General features: G+C 28.4%; 17 protein-coding genes. 4 read left to right on the forward strand and 13 right to left on the reverse strand.

The window, feature by feature from the left end; all coding sequences use genetic code 11:
* Positions 1 to 3 precede the first annotated feature (3 nt).
* From AC5SLL_RS06530 to AC5SLL_RS06540, 3 genes are read right to left on the reverse strand one after another with little or no spacing between them, the layout of a single operon-like run.
* Entirely contained in the window at positions 4 to 456 is a 453-nt protein-coding gene (locus AC5SLL_RS06530; RefSeq protein WP_494586544.1) for a hypothetical protein, read from the reverse strand.
* Positions 456 to 3002, reverse strand: coding sequence for a leucine--tRNA ligase (gene leuS, locus AC5SLL_RS06535; RefSeq protein WP_494586545.1), 2547 nt, complete (start codon positions 3000 to 3002; stop codon positions 456 to 458). The genes AC5SLL_RS06530 and leuS overlap by 1 nt, the downstream gene beginning before the upstream one ends.
* A gap of 45 nt (positions 3003 to 3047) precedes the next feature.
* Complete coding sequence (locus AC5SLL_RS06540; RefSeq protein ID WP_494586546.1) at positions 3048 to 3587, reverse strand: DUF3576 domain-containing protein; 540 nt, start codon at positions 3585 to 3587, stop codon at positions 3048 to 3050.
* Between the two features lie 230 nt (positions 3588 to 3817).
* Between AC5SLL_RS06540 and AC5SLL_RS06545 the strand changes: the two genes are divergently transcribed.
* Positions 3818 to 4801 (forward strand): porin, encoded by a 984-nt coding sequence (locus tag AC5SLL_RS06545; RefSeq protein ID WP_494586547.1) that lies wholly within the window; start codon positions 3818 to 3820, stop codon positions 4799 to 4801.
* Positions 4802 to 4853: 52 nt separating this feature from the next.
* On the opposite strand, the gene AC5SLL_RS06550 is transcribed toward AC5SLL_RS06545, so the two are convergent.
* Positions 4854 to 6428, reverse strand: a complete 1575-nt coding sequence (locus tag AC5SLL_RS06550; protein WP_494586548.1) for a tetratricopeptide repeat-containing sulfotransferase family protein — start codon at positions 6426 to 6428, stop codon at positions 4854 to 4856.
* Positions 6425 to 6973, reverse strand: a complete 549-nt coding sequence (locus AC5SLL_RS06555) for a thiamine phosphate synthase (RefSeq protein ID WP_494586549.1) — start codon at positions 6971 to 6973, stop codon at positions 6425 to 6427. The genes AC5SLL_RS06550 and AC5SLL_RS06555 overlap by 4 nt, the downstream gene beginning before the upstream one ends.
* Here AC5SLL_RS06555 and AC5SLL_RS06560 point away from each other — a divergent pair.
* On the forward strand, positions 6965 to 7630 hold the full coding sequence (locus AC5SLL_RS06560) for a YggS family pyridoxal phosphate-dependent enzyme (protein WP_494586550.1): 666 nt from the start codon (positions 6965 to 6967) through the stop codon (positions 7628 to 7630). The two genes, AC5SLL_RS06555 and AC5SLL_RS06560, sit on opposite strands and share 9 nt — an antisense overlap.
* Here the strand turns inward: AC5SLL_RS06560 and AC5SLL_RS06565 are convergent.
* Positions 7627 to 8115 carry a L,D-transpeptidase family protein gene (locus AC5SLL_RS06565; protein ID WP_494586551.1) on the reverse strand — a complete coding sequence of 163 codons (489 nt, stop codon included), beginning with the start codon at positions 8113 to 8115 and terminating at the stop codon, positions 7627 to 7629. The two genes, AC5SLL_RS06560 and AC5SLL_RS06565, sit on opposite strands and share 4 nt — an antisense overlap.
* Before the next feature lie 20 nt (positions 8116 to 8135).
* Between AC5SLL_RS06565 and AC5SLL_RS06570 the strand changes: the two genes are divergently transcribed.
* Positions 8136 to 8717 carry a winged helix-turn-helix domain-containing protein gene (locus AC5SLL_RS06570; RefSeq protein ID WP_494586552.1) on the forward strand — a complete coding sequence of 194 codons (582 nt, stop codon included), beginning with the start codon at positions 8136 to 8138 and terminating at the stop codon, positions 8715 to 8717.
* Here AC5SLL_RS06570 and AC5SLL_RS06575 read toward each other — a convergent pair.
* The 6 genes from AC5SLL_RS06575 to grpE form a co-directional block, all read right to left on the reverse strand.
* Positions 8710 to 9651, reverse strand: a complete 942-nt coding sequence (locus AC5SLL_RS06575; RefSeq protein WP_494586553.1) for an adenosine kinase — start codon at positions 9649 to 9651, stop codon at positions 8710 to 8712. The two genes, AC5SLL_RS06570 and AC5SLL_RS06575, sit on opposite strands and share 8 nt — an antisense overlap.
* A gap of 1 nt (position 9652) precedes the next feature.
* Positions 9653 to 10306 (reverse strand): endonuclease III, encoded by a 654-nt coding sequence (nth, locus tag AC5SLL_RS06580; RefSeq protein ID WP_494586554.1) that lies wholly within the window; start codon positions 10304 to 10306, stop codon positions 9653 to 9655.
* Positions 10306 to 11082 carry a 4-hydroxy-tetrahydrodipicolinate reductase gene (gene dapB / locus AC5SLL_RS06585; RefSeq protein ID WP_494586555.1) on the reverse strand — a complete coding sequence of 259 codons (777 nt, stop codon included), beginning with the start codon at positions 11080 to 11082 and terminating at the stop codon, positions 10306 to 10308. Before dapB ends, nth begins: the two co-directional genes overlap by 1 nt.
* 37 nt (positions 11083 to 11119) lie before the next feature.
* On the reverse strand, positions 11120 to 12250 hold the full coding sequence (gene dnaJ / locus AC5SLL_RS06590) for a molecular chaperone DnaJ (RefSeq protein ID WP_494586556.1): 1131 nt from the start codon (positions 12248 to 12250) through the stop codon (positions 11120 to 11122).
* Positions 12251 to 12282: 32 nt separating this feature from the next.
* The gene (dnaK, locus tag AC5SLL_RS06595; protein WP_494586557.1) at positions 12283 to 14223 is read right to left on the reverse strand and encodes a molecular chaperone DnaK; all 1941 of its coding nucleotides are present in this window, start codon (positions 14221 to 14223) and stop codon (positions 12283 to 12285) included.
* 62 nt (positions 14224 to 14285) lie between these two features.
* Positions 14286 to 14933 (reverse strand): nucleotide exchange factor GrpE, encoded by a 648-nt coding sequence (gene grpE, locus AC5SLL_RS06600; RefSeq protein ID WP_494586558.1) that lies wholly within the window; start codon positions 14931 to 14933, stop codon positions 14286 to 14288.
* 36 nt (positions 14934 to 14969) lie between these two features.
* Between grpE and rdgB the strand changes: the two genes are divergently transcribed.
* Complete coding sequence (gene rdgB, locus AC5SLL_RS06605; protein ID WP_494586559.1) at positions 14970 to 15572, forward strand: RdgB/HAM1 family non-canonical purine NTP pyrophosphatase; 603 nt, start codon at positions 14970 to 14972, stop codon at positions 15570 to 15572.
* Here the strand turns inward: rdgB and AC5SLL_RS06610 are convergent.
* Positions 15556 to 16707 (reverse strand): ABC transporter substrate-binding protein, encoded by a 1152-nt coding sequence (locus AC5SLL_RS06610; RefSeq protein WP_494586560.1) that lies wholly within the window; start codon positions 16705 to 16707, stop codon positions 15556 to 15558. The genes rdgB and AC5SLL_RS06610 overlap by 17 nt on opposite strands.
* Positions 16708 to 16733 lie beyond the last annotated feature (26 nt).

The following is a 16733-nucleotide window of genomic DNA, read 5'->3' on the forward strand; positions in this document are numbered from 1 at the left end:
TTATTAAGACCTTAAGTAAATAAAGATTTTTTCTGATATTTCATTGATTAAATTTAATTCAATATTTTTTTGGTATTGGGAAAGATTAAATTTATTGTCAGTATCATTATACGTAAAACTTGAAACAAATTCTTTTTGTTTAATAATTCTCTCTTTTTCAGTTAGTGAAATATCAACTATAATAGAAGTTTTATAGGCCAAGGGATTTCCACTTTTATCTTTTGAAATAATGTCTATTTTTTTTAAACTTTTTAAAATTAAACTGTACTCTGTTGGTAAATTTCTATCTTCTTTTATCCCTAAAGAATTTATAATTATTTTATTTATTTTTTGATCACCGTTTAAAGTAATAGTTTTTATTTTCTGTTCTGAATTAATTTTTTTTAGATAAATAGGCTGATAGCCACAACCCCAAATTAAGAAAATTACTAATAGTAGTGTTATTTTTTTTGTCATTATTTCAAAATTAAGTTTATTAACTTATCTTTTATAAAGATAGTTTTAATAATAGTTTTTTCTACTATAAATTTTTCAAATTCTTTTGTTTTTTTAATCTCATTAATTAATTCAGCCTCTTTAATATTTTTCTCTGTTAAAATTAAACCTCTTTTTTTTCCATTAATTTGCACAACAATATTTGATTGTTTATTTTGAAGATATTTATCCTCAACTTTAGGCCAAAAATAATTCTTATTAATTGCTATTTCATTCAAACACTCATTTGCAAGATGAGGTGTAATAGGGAGCATTATAGTTAAAATTTTAATATAATTGTTTGTAAGATTTTTAAAAAAAATTTTCTCTTCGATCATTTTATTAAAAAAAGCATAGATCTCGTGTAAATTTGCAATAATTACATTATAGCTAAACTTATTTAAGCTAAGGTTGATTTTATTAATCGTTTGGTTGGTGAACTCTTCTATTGGTTCACTAAAAATTTGAGTTTCTTTATTTAGCCGTTGTGATTTAAAAACTATTTTTTCATGCAGCATCCAGAATTTTTGTATAAATTTGTATGATGCAACCATTCCTTGATCAGACCATTGCACATCTCTCTCTGGTGGACTGTCAGATAAAATAAACAATCTCACCGCATCTGCACCATAATTTTGAATCATTTGTTCAGGATCGATAGTATTTTTTTTTGATTTAGACATGGATTCCGATGGACCTACTTTTATTTTTTCAGATGGATTTATCTTACTAAAGAATTCTTTTCCATTTTCAGAATAAACTTCATCAGGGCTTAACCATTTATTATTTTGATCTTTATAAGTTTCATGGCAAACCATACCCTGAGTAAATAATCCTTTGAAAGGTTCTTTAATCTTAATTTTATCAATTTTATAATCTAATGCTCTTGTAAAAAATCTTGAATATAAAAGGTGTAATATAGCGTGTTCAACTCCACCAATATATTGATCAACTGGCATCCAATAATTAATTTCATTTATATCGAAACCTAAATCTTTATTTTTTGATGAGCAAAATCTTAAAAAATACCATGAAGAATCTACAAAGGTGTCAAGTGTATCAGTCTCCAGCACACATTCTTCATCATCAATAATAATTTTTTTCCAATCCTGCTGGTGATCTAAAGGATTGCCATTTGTATTTAAATTTATTTTTTCAGGAAGTTTTATGGGTAGTTTCTCTATAGGAACCTTTACTATCTCATTATTTTTTTTATAGGCAATTGGAATAGGGCAGCCCCAATATCGTTGTCTAGAAACACCCCAGTCTTTTAATCTAAAATTAATTTTTTTCTTTCCTATTTTTCTTTCCTCTAATATTTTAATAGTTTCTAGAATTGATTGATCAGGAACTTTTAAGCCATCTAAAAATTTAGAGTTAAATATAACTCCAGGCCCTGTATAAGCTTCCTTTGAAACTTTAAAATTATTATCTTTATCAGATGGTTTAACCACAGAAATAACATCTAAATTATATTTTAATGCGAAATCTAAATCTCTTTGGTCATGTGCGGGACATCCAAATACTGCACCAAATCCATAATCCATTAAAACAAAATTTGCAAAATAAACGGGAACTTTTTTATTATCATCAAGAGGGTTTACAGCCATTAAATTTGTCTTAAATCCTATCTTTTCAGCTTGAGCAATAGATTCTTCAGTAGTTCCTGTTTTTGAGCATTCATCTTTAAAATCAATAAATTCTTTATTATTTTCATATAATTTTGAAATTGGATGATCAACAGATACAGCTAGGAATGAAAAACCAAATAAAGTATCTGGTCTCGTTGTAAAGCAGCTAATGCTTTTAACGTTTGGATTACCCTCAACTTTAAAATCTATTTCACAACCAAAAGATTTACCAATCCAATTCTTTTGCATAACTTTTACTTTATTAGGCCATTCATCGAGCTGATCGAGACCCTTAAGTAGATCATCTGAAAATTTTGATATATTGAAAAACCATTGACTAAGCTTTTTTCTTTCAACATTTGCTCCAGATCTCCAGCCCTTACCATCTATCACTTGTTCATTTGCAAGAACGGTTTCGTCAATGGGATCCCAATTAACATAATTTTCTTTTCTGTAAACTAAACCTTTATCGTAGAGCTCTAAGAAAAATCGTTGTTGATGTTTATAATAATCTGGGGAACAGGTAGATATTTCTCTATCCCAATCAATTGAAAGACCTAACTTTTTAAGTTGTTTTTTCATGGTAGAAATATTTTTTTCAGTCCAATCTTTGGGGTCTAAATTATTTTGTCGAGCCGCATTTTCAGCAGGCATACCAAATGAGTCCCAACCCATTGGATGAAGAACATTGAAACCCTGAAGGGATTTATATCGCGCCAGAACATCACCTATCGTATAATTTCTAACATGACCCATATGAATTTTTCCAGATGGGTAAGGAAACATTTCTAAGCAATAAAATTTTTTTTTATTAGGGTCTATTTTGGCCTTAAAGGATTTATTAAGATCCCAATAATCTTGCCATTTTTTTTCTGTAGTTTTAAAATTATATCTCATTTGTCAATCTTATCAGGGATTTTTTATGAGGATTGTAATATAAAATTAACCATCTTTTTTCTTAGCTACATTTTTTTTAATAGCTGCTGCTTTTTTAAGTATAGCAATTTTAATTTCTTGACTTGTACCAGTATCAGTTTTTAAAATTTTACAATTTTGACTGGTATCACAAATCTTTTTATAAACTTTAACAGATAGTCCATCTGGTCTTATTTCATTTGATAAAAATTGAACTGAAATTTTGACTGACTGATTTTGGGTCGTATCTTCAGAATACCAATCTGTAATTATAATTCCCCCACCATAATCAGCATTAACTAATGGAACAAAATCCAGTACTTCCATAGTTGCCCGCCACATTTCATTTGATGAAGCAAAATCAAAACTGCCAGATTTTTGACCTCCTAATTTAAAAGTAGCACCACGCCCCTCTTCAATGTTTTTTTTTACTTTATCTTTGACATTTATTGGATTCTTTCTTGCATCAGTTTTTTTAAAAGCTAAAGGACCACATGATGTAATGAAGAAAAATAAAATTAAAAAGGTGAAAAATTTATTGAAATGACTTTTGTTGAGGATTTTCATGCTATAAGTTAATGAAATAGCATAATTTTACTAAAAATATACATAAGAATCTCTAAAATATAGAAATATCAGTCAATAATATCAGTAAAATCAATGAAAAATTGATGTGTTGTATAAATATCACAAAATATAAAAAATTAGGGAAAAAAATTCATTTTAAAGAGAATTTTACAGCACACATTGTAAATAAGCTTATTGATTAATCAATAAATAACTAACAAAGGATAAATATGAATAACTTAAAAAAAATAGGTTTATCTGCATTAGCTGGATCGTTAGTAGCGATTTCTGCAAATGCTGCTGAACTATCTGTAAGTGGTTCAGTAGAAGTAACTTATACTGACACAGGCGGAAAAAAGGGAAATGAAGTAACTGGTAACTCATTTGGTGCTAAAAGTGATATGACTTTTACAGGATCTGGAGATGTTGGATTCGGTACTGTTACAATGAATAGAGCATTATCTGACGTTGGTGCAATTACTACTTCTTACCAAACATTAGATATGGGTGATATGGGTACATTTTCATTCGATTCTACTGCTGGTCAATTAGTAGGTATAGCTGCAAACGATGACGTAATGCCAACTGCATACGAAGAAGTATGGACTGGTGTTTCAGGTTCTGGTATTACTGGAGTTGGATCTACTAACGTAATTGGTTACACAAATACGTTTTCTGGCGTTAGCATATCAGCTGGTTACACACAAGGTGGTGCTCAAACAGGTGAAAGTGCTTCATCTGGTGCAGGTGCACACGGTTCAACAAGAGATATCTATCTTTCTATGAGCCCAATCGATGGTCTAAGTATCGGTGCAGGTCAATCTGTTAATTCATCAACTGACGTAAGCACAACTTCAACTGATACAGTTGAATCAGTAGCTAACATTAAATACACTATGGGACCAGTATCAGCTGGTTACAGAGTAGGTGAATCAGAAGATGGAACTGCAGGTGCTTCAAGCCACTCGATTACTGCTTGGTCTGTTGCGTTTAACGTAAATGAAAACTTTGCTATATCTTACGGTGAGCAAGAAAATGAGCAAAATGCTATTAGTGCAACTGCAGCTGTAGCTGAAGATGTTACTGGTATAAGCGCTGCTTACACAATGGGTGCTGCTTCAGTAAGATTTAATCACAGTGAATCATCAAACGATAACTTTGTTGCAGCTACTGATGATGAAACAACTGAAATTAGTTTAGCATTATCATTCTAATTTGAATTGCTAAGAATTATGAAACGGCCCCTATTTTTAGGGGCCGTTTTTTTTATGATGATAAAGAATCTAGTTTATCAAAAAAATCTATAAGAAAAGGTGCATAATTTGCATTAGAGGATATAGAAGTTTTATAAAGAGGCTTTCTTGCCTGAGCTACACTAACTGTCTTTATTGCTCTTTTTGACTTATAAAACTCTAAACATTGACTTTCCCACTTAATGCCACAAAACTCAATTAAGTTTTTTATTTCAATATCAGGATTAGTGATAATATTTTCGTAACTACAATTGTAAACGAAATTGGGAAGCTTCATTTTCCAAAAATCCATTAAGTTTTTGTAGTTCTTATAATAATTTAAAATGTCGGTTGTGTTGTAGGTCCAATTTTGATTTTCATCGAAAATATTTTTATATAATGACAAACAATTATCCTTAGCTTCCCTTTTACAATGAACAATTTTAGCATTAGGAAAAAATATTTTTATAAAACCAATCCATCTAAAATTTAATGGAGCCTTGTCAGTTACAATTTGTTCTTGAGTTTTAAATTCATTCACTAGCGCTAAATAATCTTTAGATATTTTTTGGAATAAATCCATATTGCTGGGGCTAGCCAAATTAGATAATTTAAATTTACCTTCAATATAAAAGCTTTTTCTTATTAGTTTTTCTAAGAAATCTAATTCTCCAGCACCATAAACCCTTGTATGTGAAGAAAGTATTTGTTCAATTAAGCTTGTGCCTGATCTAGGCAAGCCGACAATAAAAATGATTTGTTTCTCTTTGTTATTTTCTTCTTCAATTTTTTTAAAATTAAAATCTTTAAAAGTGTTTAAAATATTTGTGAATAATTGATCGTCAATACCAGTGTTGTATTTATGTATTTTATTTTTTAATTTATTGCCATTTTCAAGATAAAAAAAAGATTTTTTATAGTCTTTTAAATCTTCAAAAGCTTTTCCAAGAGCAAAATTTAAATTTATTTTGGACTCATCATTAAGATTAGGATCTTTAATTTTTTCTAACATATTTTTTAAATGAAGATTATTTTGATCGTATTTTATAAATCTGCTTATCATTCTATCAACAATATGCATATTAGGATCAATCCTTAAAACTTCTTCAAAAGCAGATTTAGCTTCACTAAAATTACCTATACTTTGATAGACTAAACCTAGATTGTATTGAATAATCAATGAGTTATTATTTAATTTTAAACCTCTTTTATATAATGCAATAGACTCATCAAATTGATTTAATTGAAATTTTAAACTTCCATAATTAACAATTGCATTAATATAATTTGAATTTTTATTTAAAATTTTTTCATATAAATTTTTAGCTTCTTCAAATCTTGAAAGATCTTTATAAACATTAGCTAAATTATTTATGCCAGCTAGATTATTTTCATCTAATTGAATAACATGTAAAAAAACTTTCACAGCAACATCTAAATTACCCATTTTATGATGTGATGAACCAAGTAAATTTAAGATAAATAGATTTTTTGGTTGCTTTTTTAAAAGTAAGTTAACTTGTTGTATTACAAAAGGATAGTTACCAGCATTATAATGATTAAATAACTGCTCTACTTTTTTTTTGAATTTTTCAAAGTTTTGATTCATTTTTTTATACTTGTTTTAATATAAGAAATTGATGCAAATCCAAAGCAATTTAAAATTTTGATTCTATTAATATTATTTTTTCTAATTCCACCTAGTGCTACAACATCGCCAGGAAATAATTTAGAATGAATATTGAATTTAATGATATCTAAGAATTTATTTGATTTTTTAACTTTAAAGAGGGGAGATAAAAAAATTATTTGTACACCCTGTTTTATCTTTTCATTAATTTCTTTTAAATTATGTGCAGAACCAAGAATTGGTATCCCTTTATTTCTTAATTTTTTGACCGATATATCTTTATTAAATGATGGTATATAAGCTCCATCAAGTCGTAATTTAATTGTTAGATTTACATTATTAGCTAAAAAAAATTTTTTACCTATTTTCTTACAAAATTTTTTTATTTCAAAGATTTTTTTTTCATTATTTTTTTCTTTATAATTTCTGTAGATAATAATAATATTAGAGTCTATTTTAATTAAATGATCCCTATTAAAATCATCTATAAAATAAAATTTCTGTAAAGCATTTATATGAATCATAGTTTAATTAACTTAAATAAAATACAGCAAGAAATATATTTAAAAATAAGTGAAACAAAAAATACAATTAAGATACCCAAAATAATTGCTGTAAGCAAAACTTTTTCAATAGATAAAATATTACCCATCATTAATAGTGGTCATATTGATTTTGGAGAAAATAAAGTTCAAGAAGCAGTTAATAAATGGGAAACAATAAAAAATAATCAAAATCAAATTAATCTTCACATGATCGGTAAGCTTCAAAAAAATAAAGCAAAATTTGCTGTAAAATTGTTTGATTATATTCATTCATTGGACAATATAAAGTTGGCAGAAGCGATTGCTAATGAAGAAATTAAACAAAATAAAAAGATGAAAATATTTATTCAGATTAATATTGGTAATGAAAACCAAAAAAATGGAATAATTATTGATGAATTAAATAGTTTCTATGATTTTTGTGTGAATAATTTAAAGCTTAATATAATAGGTTTTATGTGTATACCTCCGAGTGATAAAGATAGCTCGTATTATTTTAATGAAATGAAGATCATAACCAATACATTTAAAATGAAAGAGCTCAGCATGGGCATGTCAGGTGATTATCTAAAAGCATTAACATATGGGTCAACTTTTTTAAGAATAGGATCTAAAATTTTTGGAGAAAGAAATTAACCTATTTTAATTTTAGTATTTTTATCTATTAATTTTAATAATATTTCGAAATCTTTTTTTTTAAGGGCAACACATCCTGCAGTAGGTTTATAATTATTTGTTAGATGAAGAAATATAGCACTTCCTTTTCCTGAAATTTTTTTTTCATTATGACTAATTGAAATGACATAATCATATTTATGATCAATTCTATATAGGTGTTCTTTAAGATCTTTATTGTAAGTTTTAATTTCTTCATTATATTTTTTATGATTTGGATCATCACACCAAGCCATATTTATTTTTATATTTTTTTTATAGATTTTGCACTTCGGAATACCAACACGATCTTTTCTAAAATATAATTTTCTTAATTTAAATAACCCTTTAGGAGTTGTGTAATCACCTTCTTTTTTGTTGTAATTTATACCTTTTTTACCAACACAACACCTTAATTTAAAATCATCAATTATAAGAGTGTTTTTATTGGGGACATGAATTATCATAAAAAGTATTAGATATAATTATGCAAAAAATTTACATTGTAAAATTTAATTTATTATATGAAATCTTAGAAGAGATAAAAGAAAATTTTTCATTTAAAATTATAAAAGTTGAAAATGAACGAGATTTTTTAGAATATAATGATTTAGATAAAGAAAATTTTTTAATAATTTCCAAAAACAATTCTAAATTATTAAAAGATATTAAAGGATTAAATAAGAATTTTTTAAATTTTGATCATTTACCATTAACTTTAAAAAAAATATTTGAGATAATTAATATTAAACTGATTCAACTAAAATTTAATCATCAATCTAAAATTATTATTAAAGATTATGAATTAAATTTAAACTCTAAATTTATTACAAGAGACAACCTTAGTTTAAAACTAACTGAGAAAGAAGCAGAAATTATTTTGTATTTGAATCATAATAAGATCAAACATGATGTAACTGATTTACAAAAAAATATATGGGGATATGCAACAAATATAGAAACACATACTGTAGAAACACATATTTATAGGCTACGAAAAAAAATTAGTAATCTCTTTAAAGATGATAATTTTATATTAAGTGATAAAAATGGTTATTTTATTAGTTAACAACCCAATCAAGTCTAGCACCAACCATTTGGATTATTTTTGAGGACATTTCAGTTCCTTTTTCTAAAGCCTCTTTAGTAGGGGCATTGTTAATAAATCCATGGAGAAAACCAGCAGCAAAAAGATCTCCAGCTCCTGTTAAATCAACAATTTTTAAATTTGTTTTGCTTTTGCATTCTATAATCTCTTTGTTTTTAATAGCTATGCTTCCTTTTTCACCACGTGTGATAATTAAAATTTTTCCAATTTGTTTTCCAAACTCAACAACATCTTCAAAATTTTTTGCATCAATTAAAGATTTAATTTCTTGCTCATTAGCAAAAATAATATCAAGTTTGTTTTTTACTAAATCTAGGAAATCATTCTTATGTCTTTCCACACAAAATTGATCGGACAGAGACATAGCTTTAATACTAGAAAAAGACATTGCTTTGTCAAAGGCTGATTTTGGCTCTCCCTTATCCCATAAATACCCTTCTAGAAAAATCATTTCACTTTCTTTTATTGCTTCTTCGTTGATATCATTTTGATTTATTTTTCCTGCAATACCCAAAAAAGTAACCATGGTTCTTTCAGCATCAGGAGTGATTAAAATTAAACAAGTTCCAGTCGGCAAAATTTCTTGTTTTTTCTTATAAAAATATTCTACATTTTCTTTAGTTAGACCGTCTTGATATTTTTGCCCTAAATCGTCAGCATTAATTTTACCAATAAAACCAACGTTATTTCCTAACTGTGATAATCCAACAATAGAATTTGCAACTGATCCACCAGAAATAGTTTGTTCTATTTTAAGAGTAGATAATAGTTTTTTAAATTCAAGTTCATCAACTAATTTCATTGTGCTTTTTGTTAATTGATTATCAATTAAATATTGATCTTCAACTTTACATATAACATCTACAATAGCATTACCAATTCCTAGAATTTTCATATTAAGCTTTTTTTATTTTAACAGGTCTCTTTCGATTAGGATAACAAGTCATACAAATTTTACAAGTTAAACCATAACACTCTCTAGCTTTACAAAACTCTCTTCCATAATAAATTATTTGTAAATGTAACTTACTCCATTTTTTTTTTGGAAATATTCTTTTTAAATCTTTTTCTGTTTGAATTACATTCTTGCCATTAGTTAATCCCCATCGTTGGGCTAGTCTATGGATATGAGTATCAACAGCAAAAGCAGGAACTCCAAATCCTTGAGACATAACTACACTTGCTGTTTTATGGCCCACACCAGGCAGTTTTTCAAGTTCTTCAAAACTTTTTGGAACTTTACCCCTATGCTTTTCTATAAGTTGTTTTGACATTAGATAAACATTTTTTGCTTTAACACGAAAAAGACCAATACTTTTAATTAATCTTTCAATTTTTTTTCTACCTAATTTTACAAAATGTTCTGGTTTATTATATTTTGGGTAAATATTTTTTGTAACATTATTAACATTTAAATCTGTGCATTGTGCCGATAGAAGAACCGACATTAGTAGAGTAAAGACACTTGTGTGATTTAATGGGATAGGGGTGATTGGATAAATTTTATTTAAAATTTTAAGTATTTTTTTAGCCTTTTCCTTTTCATCCATTATTTGAAGTTTAATAAATCTCTCATTGAATAAAGTCCAGGCCTTTTATTGATAAGCCACTTTGCAGCAGTTAAGGCACCGTCTGAGTATAGTGCCCTATCAAATGCTTCATGATTTAATTTTATGATTTCCTTTCCACTTGAGAATGTAACCTCATGTTCTCCAATAATTTCTCCTTTTCTAATTGAATTAAAATTAATTTTTTTTCCATAAGGAAAAGTTTTTTTATTTAAAAATTTTTTACCTATTAAATTATAAAGATTTTTTTTCTTGCCATTAGCAATGCCTTTACCAAGCATTAGAGCTGTTCCTGATGGATAATCTTTTTTATGCTTATGATGCACTTCATACACTTTACTTAAATACTCATCATGCAATGATTTTGAGGCAATCTCTGTTAGATACATTAGTAAATTCACCCCCAAGCTCATATTACCCGCTTTTAATATGGGAATTTTTTTTGAGTAATTTTTTATCATATTTTCTTCTTTTTGATTAAATCCAGTTGTACCAATCACTACTCTTTTTTTTAATTTAGATGCAATTTTAAGGATATCAAAAGTACAATTAGGCACAGTAAAATCAATTATAACATCAGTATTTTTAAAAGCTTCATTTGTATTAAGAGTAAGTTTTATTCCTGCAATTTTTTTATTAAAGGTTTTATTTTCAGTTAGCGCTACTAATTTAAAATTTTTATTCGATCTTGAAGATTTAATGAGTTGTTGACCCATTCGACCAAGAGAACCAGATATTGCTAAATTAATTTTTTTCATTAAGGAAAATATTAACCTTTTTTAACTAATTAGTCTTTTAGTTTTTCCAAAAACTTTTTGCTTTTTGAAAGAATTTTTTGATACTTGGATTTGATTTTTCGTTTTCTATTTCTCTAAATTTTTCAAGCAACTCTTTTTGCTCTTTATTTAATGAGATAGGCACTTCAGTGTTTACTTGTACATAAAGATCACCATTGCCGCTTCCTCGCATATAAGGCATTCCTTTTCCTTTTAAACGAAATTGTTTACCATTTTGGGTTCCATCAGGTATTTTAATTTTTGCTTTACCCCCATCAATAGTTGGTATTTCAATTGTTGTGCCTAAAGCTGCATCCGCAATAGATATTGGAAACTCAAAGAATAAATTTTCATCAGATCTTTTAAATAAATCATGTGAGTGAACATTTATAAATAAATATAAATCACCATTTGCTCCACCTTTTGAACCAGCTTCACCTTTGCCCGCCAACCTTATTCTTGTTCCATCATCCACCCCTTTTGGAATTGTAACGGATATTTTTTTCGACGCTTGTTTATTACCTTGACCATTACAATCATTACATGGATTGGTAATTTCTTCTCCAGAACCTGCACATTGAGGACAAGTTTGTTGAACAGTAAAAAAACCTTGATTTGATCTTACTTTTCCATTTCCACCACAAACTGTGCATCTATCAGGTGAGTGCCCTGGTTTTGATCCATTACCCTTACAAGTGTTGCATTTTTCAGTAGTTGAAAATTTAATGTCCTGTTTTTTTCCTTCATAAGCTTCTTCAAGAGTTATTGATAAATCATACCTTAAATCTGAGCCTTTATTGCTAGTATTTCTTCTACCTCTTGATCGTCCACCACCTCCAAAATCACCAAAAAAGTCTTCAAAAATATCTGAAAAATCTGCTCCTCCAAAACCACCAAAGCCTCCACTTTGTCTACCACCACCGCCTTCAAAGGCAGCATGGCCAAAATTATCATAGTTTTGTTTTTTTTCTTGATCAGAAAGAATACCGTAAGCTTCACTGGCTTCTTTAAATTTATCCTCAGAAGCTTTGTCACCTGGGTTTTTATCTGGATGATATTTGACTGCAAGTTTTCTATAGGCTGATTTTAATTCTTCTGGGCTTGCATTTTTGCTAACTCCTAAGACGTCATAAAAATCTCTTTTAGCCATAAGTTACTCCAAGATGATTGTTGTTGTAAGACTTAGGCGCTTTTTTCTTTATCTTCGGTGCCTTCTTTGCCTTCTTCTTTTACTTCTTCAAAGTCAGCATCAACTACATTATCGTCTTTTTTTCCTTCATCATTTTTGTTACCTGCTTTAGATGAATTTTCTTTTTTTTCTTGAGACTTATAAATTGCCTCACCTAATTTCATAGAAGCTTGTACTAAAGTTTCAGTTTTTTTCTTAATATCATCGGTGTCAGTTCCTTTAATTGATTCTTTTAAAGCAGAGGACGCATCTTCAATAGCTTTTTTATCAGCATCAGAAACTTTGGCACCATGTTCTTTAAGATTTTTTTCTGTAGAGTGGAGAAGGGTATCTGCTTGGTTTCTAACATCAACAGACTCTCTTTTCTTTTTATCTTCTTCTTTATTTGCTTCAGCATCCTTGACCATTTTCTCTATTTCTTCATCACTTAAGCCACCTGAAGCTTGAATCTGGATTTTTTGTTCTTTACCAGTACCCTTATCTTTTGCAGAAACACTAACTATTCCGTTTGCATCAATATCAAATGTTACTTCAATTTGTGGAACCCCTCTTGGTGCTGGTGCAATACCCACCAACTCAAAGTTTCCTAACATTTTATTATCAGTTGCCATTTCTCTTTCTCCTTGAAGAACTCTGATTGATACAGCAGGCTGATTATCTTCTGCGGTAGAAAATACTTGGCTTTTTTTAGTTGGTATTGTTGTATTTTTTTCAATTAATTTTGTTGATACACCACCAAGTGTTTCAATTCCAAGTGATAATGGAGTTACGTCTAAAAGAAGAACATCCTTCACATCACCTTGAAGAACTCCAGCTTGAATTGCTGCACCCATTGCAACAACTTCATCAGGGTTAACACTTTTATTTGGCTCTTTACCAAAAAAGTTTTTAACTTCAGCTATAACTTTTGGCATTCTTGTCATTCCACCAACCATTATAATCTCATCAATTTCACTTGCTGCAAGACCGGCATCTTTAAGAGCAGTTTTACATGGAGGCAAGGTTCGTGAAATTAAATCTTCAACTAAAGCCTCTAACTTTGCTCTAGTCATTTTTAAATTAATATGTTTTGGACCTGTTTTGTCTGCAGTTATAAAGGGTAAATTAACATCAGTTTGTTCTGCTGAAGATAATTCAATTTTTGCTTTTTCAGCAGCTTCCTTAAGCCTTTGAAGAGCTAATTTGTCTGACTTTAAATCAATACCACTATCTTTTTTAAACTCACCAATTAAGTAGTCAACTATAGCATTATCAAAATCTTCACCCCCTAAGAACGTATCACCATTGGTTGATTTAACTTCAAATACACCATCTCCTAATTCAAGAATAGATACATCAAATGTTCCACCACCCAAATCATAAACGGCAATTTTTTTATTTTGTTTTTTGTCTAAACCATAAGCTAGAGAGGCGGCAGTAGGTTCGTTAATAATTCTTAAAACTTCAAGACCCGCTATCTTACCCGCATCTTTTGTTGCTTGTCTTTGGGCATCATTAAAGTAAGCAGGAACTGTAATAACCGCCTTGGTTACTTCTTGTCCTAAATATTTTTCAGCAGTTTCTTTCATTTTTTGAAGTATGAAAGCAGAGATTTGAGATGGAGAATATTTTTCTCCTCTTGCTTCAATCCAAGCATCACCTTTTTCAGAATTAACAATTTTGAAAGGAGCAGCAGCGATATCTTTTTTTACAGTAGGGTCTTCAAAATTTCTTCCAATTAATCTCTTTACAGCAAATATAGTATTTTCTGGATTTGTTACGGCCTGTCTTTTAGCTGGTTGGCCTACTAGTTTTTCACCATCTTCAGTAAATGCAACAACAGAAGGAGTTGTTCTTGCACCTTCAGCATTTTCCAAAACTTTCGCTTGGCTTCCTTCCATGATTGAAACACACGAATTTGTTGTTCCTAAATCTATTCCTATAATTTTGCTCATAATTTAATTCCTACCTTTCATATAATTGTTAATTTTAAATCTACAAGCTCTGACAAATACTATTAATTGTCTGAATTCTCTTTATTTTCCTCATTTTTTTCATCTTTTTCTGTTTTTGTTTTTTTTGACACCCCAACTAGAGCTGGTCTTAAAAGTCTGTCTTTCATCATAAATCCTTTTTGAATTTCTTGAACTATGGTGCCAGGTTCTTTTTGATCATCATCAATTTCCATCATTGCTTGATGTTGATTTGGATCTAATTTTTTACCAATAGAACTTATAGGAGTAATTCCATTTTTTGAAAAAATCGATACCATATCTTTACTAATAATTTCAAAATGTTCTAAAGTTTTTTTAAGTGCCTCTGTACCTTTTAATGCCTCATCACTTTCTAGAATTAGTTTTGATCTTTCTAAGTTATCAATTAGATTTAGAGCTTCTTTAGCAAAAGAAAATCCACCATAGTCAAATGCATCATCTTTTTCTTTTTCAAACCTTCTTCTTTGATTTTCCATTTCCGCAAATGTTCTTGCAACTTTATCCTCTAGTTCTACAATTCTTTCTTCTGGTGTTAGCTCTTTTATCTCTTTTTTATCATCCTTAGAATCTGTATTATTATTTGTTTGAGCATCATTATTTTGTTCCTCGTTTATCTTATCCTCAGCTTCTTTATTTTGCTTATCCGAGTTAGTGTTTTGCTCTTTTTCCATAGGGACTTATATGGTATGAAATTTAAAAATTGCTAGATGCCAAAGAAAAAAATTACCGAACTTATTGTTGGAACAAATAATAGGGGGAAATTAAAGGAAATTAAGGATTTATTACCCAATTATCTCAAAATATATTCACCTTTAGATTTCAAAATTAAAAGTCCAGCCGAGAATGGTAAAACATTTGCAGAAAACTCGTCAATAAAAGCAAGATATTTTTCAAAAAAATCTAAATTAATATGTTTATCCGATGACTCTGGTTTAGAGGTTGATCTTTTAAAGGGACAACCAGGAATTTATTCAGCTAGGTGGGGTGGAAAAAAAGGTGATTTTAAAAAAGCAATGAATAGAGTTTTTAGAGAATTAAATAAAAAAGATAAAAACTGGAAACAAAAAAAAATTAGAGCAAGGTTTGTTTGTGCATTAACTATATTTGGCCCAAATAGAAGATTAATAAGGTCTATTGGTAAAATTGAAGGTTCAATTTCACCTGCCATGAAAGGTAAAAATGGATTTGGATATGATCCAATTTTTATTCCAAAAGGAAAAAAAATTACTTTTGGAGAAATGAAAGCATCTGAAAAATATAAAATAGATCATAGATTTAAAGCTTTCAAAAAAATTAAAAAATTTTTTTAAATTTTTTATCCTCAACTTTATAAAAATTTAAAATATGATTTATTTTATTATCCTGGATTTCAAAAATTCCAACTTTCCCCTTGAATAAAGTTTTTTTGGCAAACATAGTTTGATCAATAATATTATCATTTTGCAGTATCAGGTAATAAACAAGACCAACCAAATCATAACTTAAAAAAGACAATTGATTTGGGTATAGATTATATTTTTCATAATACTCAGATGAAAATTCTTCATAATTATTTTTATTTACAGATGGAAAATAAAGCGGCTGTGAACTTGTTTCTTTAAGAAGTGACTCGTCAAACCATTGATTAAGAGTGATAAAATATTTTTCTTTTGGTGAGACATCGGTATACAATAAAGAAGTAGTTACACTTTTTAAGCTTTCATCAAAGTCTGAAATTACCACTGAATCAAAATTTACATTTCCAAGCGTGTCTCTCTTTTTTAATCTCTCAATTAACAATTCTTTATTACTTTCATCAGATTTTTCTAATCTTGTTATTTCATCTTGTAAATTTTGTTTTCTAATTTGATAACGAGTGATTTTTTCTATTTGCTCAGTGAGCTTAGTTGGATCAGTATTATAAACATAGTTTTTTTTTACTTTAATTTTAGATCTAGAAATAGCCACTTCAATTTCATTTTTGAAGTCCATATCAGGAGTTAAAAAAATAGTTTTTTTAATTTTTTCTAATTTTATAAATCTATCAATTGCTCTAAATTGGGATGTTGCATTTATTCCTGCATTAATAATATTTTTTGAAAAATTATTATTCTTATTTGTTAAAGCTAAAAAAGTTATTTCATTTACTTTATTAAGATAAGCTAAGCTTTTATTAAATACAGGGCCTATAATAATTTTGACACCTAAGTTTGACAATTCTATTGCAGCATCTAAGGCCATATCAGAATTTGATCCTGTATCTTTTGGAATAATTTCAATTGAAGAGTTGTTAATTTTGTTAATAGCAAGTCCTACAGAGTTAATTATAGACTCACCAATTTCTGAATTTTCACCTGTTAAAGGGATGAGCAAACCTATCTTTATTTTTTCGTTTGCTTTAATGCTCGTTAAACTCATTAAGAGTGTTAAGGTCAAAAACAATATAATTTTAATAATTTTTTTCATTTTAATGTTATTATTATAACGTTTAA

Source organism: Candidatus Pelagibacter sp. PS_43 (assembly GCF_059417795.1).

Bases quoted from the DNA above. Each gene is read 5' to 3' on its own strand.
- AC5SLL_RS06560 (WP_494586550.1), top strand. From the start codon at position 6,965: ATGAATCATAGTTTAATTAACTTAAATAAAATACAGCAAGAAATATAT.
- AC5SLL_RS06555 (WP_494586549.1), bottom strand. From the start codon at position 6,973: ATGATTCATATAAATGCTTTACAGAAATTTTATTTTATAGATGATTTT.
- AC5SLL_RS06610 (WP_494586560.1), bottom strand. From the start codon at position 16,707: ATGAAAAAAATTATTAAAATTATATTGTTTTTGACCTTAACACTCTTA.
- dapB (WP_494586555.1), bottom strand. From the start codon at position 11,082: ATGAAAAAAATTAATTTAGCAATATCTGGTTCTCTTGGTCGAATGGGT.
- AC5SLL_RS06545 (WP_494586547.1), top strand. From the start codon at position 3,818: ATGAATAACTTAAAAAAAATAGGTTTATCTGCATTAGCTGGATCGTTA.
- grpE (WP_494586558.1), bottom strand. From the start codon at position 14,933: ATGGAAAAAGAGCAAAACACTAACTCGGATAAGCAAAATAAAGAAGCT.
- AC5SLL_RS06530 (WP_494586544.1), bottom strand. From the start codon at position 456: ATGACAAAAAAAATAACACTACTATTAGTAATTTTCTTAATTTGGGGT.
- AC5SLL_RS06570 (WP_494586552.1), top strand. From the start codon at position 8,136: ATGCAAAAAATTTACATTGTAAAATTTAATTTATTATATGAAATCTTA.
- nth (WP_494586554.1), bottom strand. From the start codon at position 10,306: ATGGATGAAAAGGAAAAGGCTAAAAAAATACTTAAAATTTTAAATAAA.
- leuS (WP_494586545.1), bottom strand. From the start codon at position 3,002: ATGAGATATAATTTTAAAACTACAGAAAAAAAATGGCAAGATTATTGG.
- AC5SLL_RS06575 (WP_494586553.1), bottom strand. From the start codon at position 9,651: ATGAAAATTCTAGGAATTGGTAATGCTATTGTAGATGTTATATGTAAA.
- AC5SLL_RS06565 (WP_494586551.1), bottom strand. From the start codon at position 8,115: ATGATAATTCATGTCCCCAATAAAAACACTCTTATAATTGATGATTTT.
- dnaK (WP_494586557.1), bottom strand. From the start codon at position 14,223: ATGAGCAAAATTATAGGAATAGATTTAGGAACAACAAATTCGTGTGTT.
- dnaJ (WP_494586556.1), bottom strand. From the start codon at position 12,250: ATGGCTAAAAGAGATTTTTATGACGTCTTAGGAGTTAGCAAAAATGCA.
- AC5SLL_RS06550 (WP_494586548.1), bottom strand. From the start codon at position 6,428: ATGAATCAAAACTTTGAAAAATTCAAAAAAAAAGTAGAGCAGTTATTT.
- rdgB (WP_494586559.1), top strand. From the start codon at position 14,970: ATGCCAAAGAAAAAAATTACCGAACTTATTGTTGGAACAAATAATAGG.
- AC5SLL_RS06540 (WP_494586546.1), bottom strand. From the start codon at position 3,587: ATGAAAATCCTCAACAAAAGTCATTTCAATAAATTTTTCACCTTTTTA.